Below are 10,382 nucleotides of genomic sequence, written 5' to 3' on the forward strand. Positions count from 1 at the left end.
CCATCGTTCAGAGAAGGGATTTTTGTTGAATCTGATTTCTGGATTAACGGCATATTGCTTGTTTCCGTATAAGCCGCAGATGTTTGGGAAGAATGCTTTGGCGGCTGCTAAATAGAGGGGGCTTATCCCGAACTCAGGTTATATATAGGGGTTTGGCAGGGGTCTTAATTTTGTAGTCAAAATACTGAAGAAGCTATACTACGGTAAGATGAGTCTTGTATAGTCGCAAGCCGTATTTGTTTTACGCTGTTGCCGCTCGGTACAAATTGCGCCAGTATGCGGCTGTCCCCCGTGCTGAACCATTCGTGTTGTGCCTGATGCGGCGGTTGCGAGTTGAGCAGTTGCGCGGCGGCGAGTATGCGGCGGGTGTGGCGGGCGACGGCGGCACCGCTGTCGATAATGTTAACCTGCGGCAATCGTGCCGCCAATTGCACACGCAGATAGGGGTAATGGGTGCAGCCCAGCACCAATTGGTCGATACCTGCGGCGGCAAAGGCGGTGCAGTGTGCATCCAATAATGCCGCCATTTCCTTACTGTGCAATTGATTGTTTTCAATCAGTTCGACCAATCCGCTGCCGCTGCGCGCGAGCAGTTTGATGCCTTTGCTTTTTACATGGTTTTCCACGCCGGCAAGGAATTTTTCGCTTTCCAGAGTGGCTTTGGTGGCGAGTACGCCGATGCTGCCGCTGTGTGTGGCAAGGGCGGCGGGTTTGACGGCGGGTTCGACGCCGATAATCGGCAGGTGGTATCGGCTGCGCAATGCGGCGGCGGCAATCGCGGTGGCGGTGTTGCAGGCAATGATGATGAGTTTGCAGCCGCGCTCGATGAGAAAGGCGCAGTCGGCTTCGCAGAGGGCGAGGATTTCGGACGGACTTTTGTCGCCGTAGGGTGCATTGGCATTGTCGGCGAGGTAGCAGGTGTTTTCCTGCGGCAATTCGGTTTGCAGTGCCTGCCAGATGCTGTAGCCGCCGATGCCAGAATCAAATAGTCCGATGGCTGCTGCCGATGACATGGCTTTCCTTGTAGAGGGCTTCTAGGGCTTGGCAGAGCGGCAGCAGTTGCCGTTCGCCATTATGGCTCGGGCTTTGTTCTAAGCGTTGAATGTAGGCATTGAGGGCGTCGGGCTTTTCTTTGCCGTACATGATATTGAGTAGCGGTGCTAGGGCGATGTCGCTGAGAGCGTTTTGTTGTCCGCGGTGCGCCGCCAAGGCGGAGAGGCGTGAGACAAGGCGGTAATTTTCCTGCACGGCGTTCATGGCTTGGCGCTGCTGCTGTTCGGTGGCGAAGCTGGCAAGGTCGGCAGCTTGTTCATGAACGCGACGGCGGCTGGCGCGGTAGGCAAGGTCGTCGCGTTGTTCTTGATGGAGTTGCGTGCTGATGACGGCAAGATAGTCGGCATTGGCTTGCAGAGCCTTGCGAATTAGCTGAGGCAAGGATTGATAAAGCCGTTCGGGAAAAATCCATTGCACGCAGCCCCAAGCGATTGCTGCGCCGAGTAGGGTATCGAAAACTCGCCGCCAAACGGTACCACCCAAATTAACATCTATCAAAGCAAAGCCAATAAAGACTTGTACGGTAATGAAAAAGGTAGAAAAACTGTAGTTGCGAGCGCGGAAGTAAAAGAAAAAGGTGTTTGCCAGTACTAATAAGCTCAGCAGGGTAATGCGCTCTGGTGCCAATAGGGGCAATAAGCCGCCGACCAGTACGCCGATTAAGGTGCCGATGATGCGCTGCACCAGTTTGCTGCGCGTGGCGGCGCGGTTGGGCTGGCAGACGAATACGGCGGTGAGCAATATCCAATAGCCGAGATGCAGGTCTAGGCTTTCAACGATTATCACGCATAAGCAACTCATCAGGCTCATGCGCAGGGCATGGCGGAAAAAGGGCGATTGGGCGTGCAGATGGGCGTGCAGGCGCTGGGGAATTTGCCGCCAATCGGAGAGTTGGTTGTTGTGCAGGCGGTCTTGCGCGTGCATGGCGCTGTCCTGCGCCTGCTCTGTTTTGCCTAATTTTTCCAATTGCAGGCTGATTTTTTCCAGATTTCGCAGTACGGCGGCAAGGCTGTGTTCTTGCGTCGCTTGGGCGAGATGATGCTGCCAAGCCTTGTGCAAACCGGCTTGTGCGCGCAACAAGGCGGGTGGGCAGTCAAAGCTCTGCTCTGCAGCAAGGGCTCGGGCATAGGCGCGGCAAGCCTGCGCCTGCAAATGAATCAGGCGTTCGATGCGAAAGAGCAAATCGCTGTGCGGCAGGCGTGTCAGCAGGTCTTGATAATCGACATGCGCGGCGCTGATGCGTTCGTGGATGTCCTGCGCGCTGAAAAAATCTTGCAGTTGGCGGCGGCGTAAAGGCGACATTTTGCCGCCCGCCAAGCGGTTGAACAATACGTCGCGGCTGTGGTTAAAGGCTTCCGCCACTTTCCCAGTCAAGCCAGCGAGGCGGTATTCCGCCGTCGTTAATTGCGCTTTTTCGTCAGGCGCGAAGAATAGGGCTTTTTCGTCCATATAATCTGCCAATACGCGAAAAGAGGCGGCAAGGCTTTGTTGTACGGGGTGGTTAGGGAATAGCAATTGAAACCCCAGCATGCTGGATTGGCAAATCAGCGCGCCGAGCATAATCAGCAGCGGATTAGCATACCAAGGCAGGGCGGCATTGTCTGCCAGCAAGGTGTATAGCGCGACGACAAGGCTGCAAAAGCCGATGGTACGGTAGCGCGTATCGATTGCCCCGAGCATGGTGCTGAAAAACGCCAGCACCGCCATGAGCAGGAATAAGGCGAGGGGATAGGTTCGGCTGATTTGTATCGTCAAGGCGCAAAGTCCGAAAGTCGGTAAAATGATAAAAAGATTGCGCACACGACCGCCGGCGCGGTGATCCATATCCGCCAATCCGCCGGCAATCACGCCCAGCACCAATGCAATGGCGGCTTCCCGCAAATTCAAGCGCGCAATCAGCCATGCCGTGAAGGCAAAAGCGGTAAAAATCGGCAAAGTATGCAGAATTAAGGGCGGCAGGCGGAGGGATTTCATCATATGTCCTTTCTGGGCATCAGGGCTTGGGATTATACGCCTCTTTGCAAGGGCGGGAGAAAATGCGCGGCGCATTGGGCAATCGCGTAAAATAGTTTTTCTTCTTTGCCCTGCTTTTTTGGAGCTGCGCTTGTGTTGTCGCCTCAGTGTGTGCAAAATTCATTATTCAACTTGTTGTTTTTAAAGACTAGGGAGGTTTTATGCAGGTGATTGCCAAAATTAAAGAAGTGCGTTGCGGGCGGGCTAAGGATTTTGCCCGCGGCAGTCGAAGCGTGATAGAGAAATCGCCGCAAAGGGGTGCGGTAGCGGTGGACATATTGGGTTTGGCGGGCGATGAGGTCGGCGATACAGCGGTGCACGGCGGCATCGATAAGGCGCTGCATTGCTATGCTTTTGAGTATTATGCCTATTGGCAGAGCATATTGCCGAAGACAGCCGTTCCCTTGCAGGCGGGGGCTTTCGGCGAGAATTTAAGCCTTATCGGGCTGACTGAGGCGCAAGTCTGCATACGCGATGTGTGGCGGATAGGTAGTGCCGAATGTGTCGTCAGTCAGGGGCGGCAACCTTGCTGGAAATTAAACGAACGTTTTGCGGTAGCGGATATGGCGCTGCGCGTGCAGGAAAGTCTGCGTTGCGGCTGGTATTTGCGTGTGCGGCAAACAGGCACGCTGCAAGCTGGCGATCAAGTGTATTTACTGGAACGCCCGTATCCCGAATGGTCGATTGAGAGGATACTGGCAATCATTCATCAAGGCGTTTGCGACGCCGCGCTGCTGCAATCCCTGCTGGATTTGCCGCTGCCGCCTTCATGGCAACGGCTGTTTAGCCGCCGTTTGCAAACGGGAGCGGTGGAGGATTGGCAGCCGCGTTTGTTCGGGAAGACGGTTTAGCAGGAATAGCCGCAATCATGCGGATTTTTTTATAGTCGTTTAAAATAGAAATAAGACAAGGCGACAGCGACCGCCGTGTACATCTAGTACATAAGGAAGCTGGCAACGATGTATTATTTTTATTTTAAATGACTATGAATGCTCTTCTTCATCCTGAGGGGGTAAAAAGGCATTGATGCCGTTTTCGCACCATGTTTTTTTCTCGCTGAGGGTGTCGGCAAGCAGGGCATCGTTTTGCGTCAAACTGGCGCGGTCGGCTTCCGGATGCCACAGGTGGTAGGCAATGCCGCCGAAGCGCAAATTGGCGCGTTTGATGCCTTGATGATAGAGGCGGGCGACAAATTCGCTGTCTTCTCGTCCCCAGCCGACAAAATCATTATTAAAACCGTTAACGCTAAGGGCATCAGCGCGGAAAAAGCCCATGTTGCAGCTTTTGATGTTTTTTAAGAGTTGGTTTTCTTGCTTAAGATTTGCACGCATGAAATAGGGGGAATGCAAGGCGGAATGACGTTTTAATATGCCTTTCGCGTAAAAAGGCAGAGAAAAGGGTGCTTGAATCGGCGTATTGAGTATTTTGTGGCTGAGTGTCGGATTGAGCAAAACGCGGCTGCCCTGAATAAGCAGTCCTTTTTTAGCGGCGTATTGATGATCTTGCAGAAAATGTGGGTGTAGGATCAGGTCGCCGTCAATGATAACGATGTAATCGCTGCGGGCGGCAGCTATAGCGCGATTGCGGGATTGTGCTGCGCGAAAACCTTGGTTTTCCTGCCAAATATGGCGAATGGGGATAGCAGTTCTCGTGGTAAAAGCTTGAATGGCGGCGGCGGTTTGCGCATCGGAACCGTCATCGGCGATGAGGATTTCTTGTGGCGGCAGGCTTTGTTGCAGTGCGCTTTCTAAGACGCGGGAAAGGGCATCAGGGCGGTTATAGGTGGTAATGACGAGCGAAATGGGTAGCGCTTGATTGGCTTCGGCAAGTTTGATGTATTTGAAGTAAGTGCCGATGGCATTAGCGCTGGAAATTAAAAAGCCGTCTTTGCCATAGCTGATGCCTTTTTTCAATATATAGCTTTTTAAAAAAGCGCCTAATGCATGTGAAATGGCGCTGCTGAGCGAGCTTTTTTGACGGTAGGCTTGTTCTTGGGCAAATAATGAAGAATAGAATTGCGCTTTTGCGAGCAAATCGTCAGCGCCGGCAAAAGAGTAATGCAATAAATAGCCGCCGATGTTTTGACAGATGATATCTGATGCGATGATCAGGCGTTCATGGACTTTGCGTTTGGAAAAAGCGGTCTGCCGACGGTGGTAAATTCTCGGCACAATATCTGGATACCAGCCGCAGGCTTTAATTGCGTGTCCGCGATAATGGTTGAGGCGCTCAAGGCAAAAGACTTGTTTTGGGTTGTCCAAATCCAGAGCGCTAATGGCATTGAGCAGTTCGGTATCGGGGATTTCATCGCTGTCGATGCTAAAAATCCAGTCGTTTCGCGCCAATTGCGCCGCCAGATTCTTCATGGCGCCGAAACCGAGAAATTCATGCTGTTCGATGCGGCAATTGGGATAGCCGGCAGCGATGGTCAGGCTATTGTCAGTCGAACCGTTGTCCAGCAACAGTACTTCATCAAAATTGCGTAGGCTGTCCAGCACTTGCGGCAGATATTTTTCCGAGTTTTTACACAAAATGGTGGCGCTGATAGGAATTTTTTTCGGCATTACTGCGTTCCCGTATGCCCGAAGCCGCCTTCGCCGCGTTCGGAGGCGCTAAATGTCGCGACCGGCAGGAGGCTGGCGCGTTCGACGGCTTGGAACATCAATTGGGCGATACGTTCGCCTAGTGCGATGGTGTAAGGCGTTTGGCTGCGGTTCCATAGCGGTACTTTGAGCTCGCCTTGGTAGTCGCTGTCAATCAGCCCGACCAGATTACCCAGAACGATGCCGTGTTTATAGCCTAGTCCCGAACGCGGTAGTACGAGGGCGCAGTAATCGGGATTGCCGATGTGAAATGCCAGTCCTGTGCCGATGAGCCGGCATTCGTTTGGCGCAAGTGTAAGGCTTTCGCCTTCAAAGACGGCGCGTAAGTCCATGGCGGCGCTGCCGGCGGTGGCGTATTCGGGCAGGGCGATGCTGCTGCCGATGCGGGGGTCAAGGATTTTGTATTCAATGGCTAACATGGAGAGTCTCTTGGTATTGCTTAAGAATGTGATCGAGCAGCTGCTCGGCTAATTCGGTTTTGCTTGCCGGCGGCAGGGAGATTTCTTCTGCGGCGCTGATGAGGTGGATGTGATTATGATCGCCGCCGAAGGGTTGTTCGCGGACATTATTGGCAAGGATGAGATCCAGTCCTTTTTTCTCGCGTTTGCGGCGTGCGTATTCAATCAGATGTTCGGTTTCGGCGGCAAATCCGACGGTAAAAGGGCGGTTTTCTTGCAGCGCGGCAACGTCGGCGACGATATCGGGATTTTCAATCAGTTCAATGCTAAGTGTGCCGTGTACGTCTTTTTTCTGTTTGTGTTCGGCGATGTGCTTGACGCGATAATCCGCTACCGCCGCCGCGGCAATAAAAATATCGCTTTCGACCGCGACCTGCATGGCGGCAGCATGCATTTCTACGGCGCTCATCACGGGAATAAGGCGGCAATGCGGCGGTACGGCGAGGGCGGTCGGGCCGCTAATCAGGCTGACTTGCGCACCGCGTGCGGCAGCGGCAGCGGCAATCGCATAACCCATTTTGCCGCTACTGTGATTTGAGAGATAGCGGACGGGGTCAATGGCTTCGCGGGTCGGGCCGGCGGTAATGCACAGGCGGATGCCCTGCCAGTCTTGACGCGTATTCAAAATACGCTTGAGTGCAGCGATAATTTCTTCAGGCTCTGCCATGCGCCCCGGTCCTGTTTCGCCGCAGACTTGTGCGCCGATGCCGACCGGCAAGAGATGATGTTTGGCGCGGTGCTGAAGAGTGGCGATATGCGCCTGCGTGGCAGGGTGCGTCCACATCAGATGATTCATGGCAGGGGCGATGAGAATATCTGCGGCACTGGCAAGATAAAGCGTGCTCAGCAGATTATCCGCCAAACCGAGCGCGAGTTTTGCCAGCGTATTGGCGGTGGCGGGCGCGATAATCAGGACGTCCGCCCAGCGCGACAGTTCGATATGCCCCATGGCGGCTTCGGCTTGGCTGTCAAATAAATCGCTGCGCGGCGTTTCGCCGCTGATGGCTTGCAAGGTATGGGGACTGACAAAATGCTGCGCATGCTCGGTCAGCACGCATTTCACTTCATGCCCTTGCTGCGTGAGTTGCCGCGCAAGCAAGACGCTTTTATATGCAGCAATGCCGCCGCAAATACCTAATAATATTTTTGCCATCAATCCGTTCCAGTCGCTAAAAGCCCTTGCAAGTCAGGCGAAAGGCAGTATTCTATCCTGCATGGATAGGAAAACAAACTCTCTTACGCAATCCTCATCAGCGGATATGCCGCGTGAACGGCTATTGGGGCAGGGCGCGCAGGCTTTGGCGGATTATGAATTATTGGCTTTGCTGCTGCGCACGGGCGGCGGCGGACGTTCCGTTTTGGCATTTGCTCAACACATTTTGCAGCTGCGCGGCGGACTGGTGGGCTTATTGCGTTCGGAGCAGGCGCATTTGCAGCCGATTAAAGGCTTGGGTAATGCCAAAATTGCGGAGATTCTTGCGGTGGCGGAATTGGCAAAACGTTTTCTCACCGCCCAATTGCAAGAGCGGCAATGGCGTTTCCAGTCCGCCGACGACGTACGCGATTTTTTATTGATGCACTATAAAGGTTTGGCGCAGGAGGAAATGGGCGTTTTGCTGCTGGATGGCGGACATCAATATCTCGGTTTTGCGCAGTTTCGAGAACAGTCCGCGCCGAATGAAATCCCTATTTCCTTGCGCGAGCTGCTGCGCCAAGTTTTGCAGCATAATGCGGCGGCAGTGATTTTGGTGCATAACCATCCTAGCGGCAGCATTGAACCTTCGCAAGCCGATAGAGAAACGACGCAGCGGATTGACGATTTGTTAAACTCAATACAAGTGCGCCTTTTGGATCATTTTATTGTATGTGGCAATCAAATAATTTCTATGCGTGAGAGCGGCTTTTGGTAATATAATAAAAACTTTCATAAATGGAATCGGGAGAGGCTAATCTCTTCCGATTTAGGGCAACACATAGAGAGACGCTTTATGTGTCGTTCTGTGTGTTGAAACATGGAGAGTAGAAAATGTTAAAAACCGCTTTAATTGTAGATGATTCTCGTCTAGCGCGTTTAACGCTCAAACGCCTATTGACGCAATATGATATTGAAGTTTCTGAAGCCGAGGGCGTGGTCGATGCCGAACGTTGGATTCAGCATAACCTTATGCCAGATATGGTCTTTATGGACGTCATGATGCCGGAGATTGACGGCTTTGAAGGTTTGGAGCGTATGCGCGCCAATCCTGAAACGCGTCATGTGCCAGTGATTATGTATTCTGGCGATATTTCCGAAGAAGCGCGCAAAAAAGCGCGTGATCACGGCGCGACAGGCTATTTGCCCAAACCGGCGGATGCCAACCGCCTCGATCATTTGCTCAATGCGCTTAATAAACGCAGCAAACCGACGCAAACACCGGCTGCAGCGCCTACGCCGCCTGTTGAAGAAGCCAAACCTGCCAAATCGGCAAATATTTACGGCAAGGCGGCAAGTCTGAGCGGTGACAGTCCTTTTGAATTAACGCAGGAAAACTTTGCTCCGGCGCATCAAACTTTTGAGGAAGCACCACCGCCGCGTGCCGCAGTAAAAGAAGCGCCGCGCGAAGCGAAAATGCCGGTCTTGCAAGAAAGCGCCATGCCGATTGCGCCGGCTGCTGCAGCCTTATCGCCCGAAATTTTATCGCGCTTGGATGATTTGGAAGCCCGCTTGAATGCCGCACAACAAGCCGGCAGACCTAGTGCACCGAGCACTCCGCCGGAAGTGACTCAACGTCTCAACCGCTTGGAAGAAAAACTGAGTGCGCAAAGCAGCAATGCCGCTTTATTGGATTTTAGCGCCGATGTCGAGCGTCAGCGTCTGGATGTCGTTTATTTGCAAAGACAAGTCGCTAAATCCGAGCAATTGGGCAAAGTGGCGGTCGGTCTTGCCGCTTTAGGACTGTTGATTGCTTTGGCGGCGGTCATTCGTTCGATGTTATAAACTTAGATTTGTGCGCCTTCTCACGTTCTGCTTTATTTTAGCCGCCGTTGCGATAGTAAGCAGTTTTTTCTCCCTAGGCGCATGGCCCTTAAGCATCATGCTGCTGATTGTATTGCTATGGCAATATCGTCAGCAGCATGTTCTTTTGTCTTGGATGAGGGCAGGCGCCAAGAAATTGCCGCCGGATTTGAGTCTTCCTTATGATGAAATAGCCGCCTGCCATTATCGCGCACGCGAACAGTCACGCAAACGCAAACGCAAACGCAAACGCCGCCTGCAAGGCTTTTTAAGCGTTTATCACCGCGTGATTAATAATATTCCCGATGTGGCGCTGATTACCGATCAGCAGGGGCGTCTGCTCGGTTTTAACCGCAAGGCGCAGGAAATTTTAGGACTGGACCGTCGCTTGGATATCGGCAATAAAGTCGATTTCATGTTGCGCGGCGAAGGGGCGGAAGGATTTTGGGAACGCATGCAGTCTGCCGACAGTGTCTTATTGCGCTTACTTTCCGAGTCCAATTATGTGCTTGAATTCGTGCAATTGTTTTTTCAAAAAGGCGAGGTGCTGTTATTGGCAAGGGATGTGAGCAAATATTATCAAGAGCAGGCGCGACGCAAAGCCTTTGTCGAAAATGCCTTACATGAGCTGAGAACGCCGCTTACCGTTTTATGCGGTTTCTTCGAAATTATGCAGCATCAAGAGGATATACCGGAGAAATGGTAGATGCCTCTGTAGGAAATGCGCAGCCATAGTCTGCGTATGCAATCCTTGGTAGAAGATATGCTGCGTCTGGCGCAGTTGGAGAACGGCGCGTGCGCCGTTCGTGCACAAGCCTTGGACTTACAGCCTGAAACCTTTGCAAAACCCCAAAGCCATGCAAGCGGTTTGCACGCGCTTTGGGGTTTTCAACAAAAATGGCAATATCTACCTAAATTTTACCCATTCATACCCATTAAACAGCCTATTTCAGGCTGCTTACCGCCTTTTCAGGCAGCAATAGGCACAATTAGCCTTAACTTATTGGCTGCTTTCAACAAATTCAAACACATCACCTTCAACACCATTTGCCTTTTGACTTTCTCTAAACCAAAATAACTCGCCCGTTTACACTTAAACAGTCGGTGCAAAATGGCAAAACTCTGCTCTACACGATAGCGAACTTTTGATAATCCCTTATTGCGCTCTATGTCATCACGGCTTAAAGGTTGCTTGCGATGGGCTTTACGCATGATGCCGTCTTTTAATTGATTGTTTTCTAAAAAGCGGGCAAAGGGACA

General features: G+C 52.3%; 10 protein-coding genes and 1 pseudogene. 5 read left to right on the forward strand and 6 right to left on the reverse strand.

Annotation, left to right across the window (positions count from 1 at the left end; translation table 11 throughout):
• A pseudogene (locus ACJHVI_RS01005) lies at nucleotides 1–115 on the forward strand (IS982 family transposase); the annotation flags it as partial.
• 61 nt (nucleotides 116–176) lie between these two features.
• Here ACJHVI_RS01005 and murI read toward each other — a convergent pair.
• Nucleotides 177–1,013 carry a glutamate racemase gene (gene murI / locus ACJHVI_RS01010; RefSeq protein ID WP_483182718.1) on the reverse strand — a complete coding sequence of 279 codons (837 nt, stop codon included), beginning with the start codon at nucleotides 1,011–1,013 and terminating at the stop codon, nucleotides 177–179.
• The gene (gene yccS / locus ACJHVI_RS01015; RefSeq protein ID WP_483182720.1) at nucleotides 982–3,030 is read right to left on the reverse strand and encodes a YccS family putative transporter; all 2,049 of its coding nucleotides are present in this window, start codon (nucleotides 3,028–3,030) and stop codon (nucleotides 982–984) included. The genes murI and yccS overlap by 32 nt, the downstream gene beginning before the upstream one ends.
• 197 nt (nucleotides 3,031–3,227) lie before the next feature.
• Between yccS and ACJHVI_RS01020 the strand changes: the two genes are divergently transcribed.
• A complete protein-coding gene (locus ACJHVI_RS01020; protein WP_483182721.1) occupies nucleotides 3,228–3,917 on the forward strand; it encodes an MOSC domain-containing protein in 690 nt (229 codons plus the stop codon).
• A gap of 132 nt (nucleotides 3,918–4,049) precedes the next feature.
• Here ACJHVI_RS01020 and ACJHVI_RS01025 read toward each other — a convergent pair whose 3' ends face one another.
• The 3 genes from ACJHVI_RS01025 to coaBC are packed head-to-tail and all read right to left on the reverse strand — an operon-like array spanning nucleotide 4,050 to nucleotide 7,280.
• Nucleotides 4,050–5,630 (reverse strand): glycosyltransferase family 2 protein, encoded by a 1,581-nt coding sequence (locus ACJHVI_RS01025; protein WP_483182722.1) that lies wholly within the window; start codon nucleotides 5,628–5,630, stop codon nucleotides 4,050–4,052.
• The gene (gene dut, locus ACJHVI_RS01030; protein ID WP_483182723.1) at nucleotides 5,630–6,088 is read right to left on the reverse strand and encodes a dUTP diphosphatase; all 459 of its coding nucleotides are present in this window, start codon (nucleotides 6,086–6,088) and stop codon (nucleotides 5,630–5,632) included. The genes ACJHVI_RS01025 and dut overlap by 1 nt, the downstream gene beginning before the upstream one ends.
• Entirely contained in the window at nucleotides 6,075–7,280 is a 1,206-nt protein-coding gene (gene coaBC / locus ACJHVI_RS01035; protein WP_483182724.1) for a bifunctional phosphopantothenoylcysteine decarboxylase/phosphopantothenate--cysteine ligase CoaBC, read from the reverse strand. Before coaBC ends, dut begins: the two co-directional genes overlap by 14 nt.
• A 61-nt stretch (nucleotides 7,281–7,341) precedes the next feature.
• Here coaBC and radC point away from each other — a divergent pair, with 61 nt between their 5' ends.
• The 3 genes from radC to ACJHVI_RS01050 all read left to right on the forward strand — a co-directional run bounded on the left by radC (nucleotide 7,342) and on the right by ACJHVI_RS01050 (nucleotide 9,828).
• Nucleotides 7,342–8,037, forward strand: coding sequence for a RadC family protein (gene radC, locus ACJHVI_RS01040; protein WP_483182725.1), 696 nt, complete (start codon nucleotides 7,342–7,344; stop codon nucleotides 8,035–8,037).
• Between the two features lie 116 nt (nucleotides 8,038–8,153).
• Complete coding sequence (locus ACJHVI_RS01045; RefSeq protein WP_483182726.1) at nucleotides 8,154–9,104, forward strand: response regulator; 951 nt, start codon at nucleotides 8,154–8,156, stop codon at nucleotides 9,102–9,104.
• Nucleotides 9,105–9,114: 10 nt separating this feature from the next.
• Nucleotides 9,115–9,828 carry a phosphate regulon sensor histidine kinase PhoR gene (locus ACJHVI_RS01050; RefSeq protein ID WP_483182727.1) on the forward strand — a complete coding sequence of 238 codons (714 nt, stop codon included), beginning with the start codon at nucleotides 9,115–9,117 and terminating at the stop codon, nucleotides 9,826–9,828.
• 263 nt (nucleotides 9,829–10,091) lie between these two features.
• Here ACJHVI_RS01050 and ACJHVI_RS01055 read toward each other — a convergent pair.
• Nucleotides 10,092–10,382: transposase (locus tag ACJHVI_RS01055; protein WP_483182728.1), on the reverse strand; the 291-nt coding region annotated here is incomplete at its 5' end.

It is taken from the genome of Suttonella sp. (assembly GCF_056855035.1).